This window comes from Arthrobacter sp. Y3221157 (genome assembly GCF_059089865.1).
Genome location: NZ_JBNHFD010000240.1, coordinates 1 through 353, shown reverse-complemented (window position 1 = coordinate 353; position 353 = coordinate 1). Strand labels below are relative to the sequence as shown.

1 pseudogene is annotated in these 353 nt (G+C 62.3%); it reads right to left on the bottom strand.

Features of this window, described 5'->3' with window-relative positions:
- Positions 1–223: pseudogene (locus AC5RTT_RS20845) on the bottom strand (glucose-6-phosphate dehydrogenase); the annotation flags it as partial.
- Between the last annotated feature and the right edge of the window lie 130 nt (positions 224–353).

Below are 353 nucleotides of genomic sequence, written 5' to 3'. Positions count from 1 at the left end.
ACTCCCGGCGCCCGAAGCCCACCAGCGCGAAACTCGGCGGCAACAACCCCCGGTTCGCCAGGTCATACACCGCCGGCATCAACTTCTTCCGCGCCAAGTCACCGGTCACCCCAAAGAGCACCAACGACGACGGACCCGCAATCCGGTTCAAACGGCGGTCACGCGGATCCCGCAACGAATTGCGCCTGGACCTAGAAGGTGAGTCAACGTACGTGAGAGACATTGTGGGTTCTAACTTCCAAAAGCAGGTGCGGTGGCCGTGTACTGCCCGCGGTGGTGTTTTGTGCGGGCAGTACACGGTTCGGGGTGGGGTTATGCGATGGCTTCGCGGAGTTCTTTGGCTGCCAGGGCGG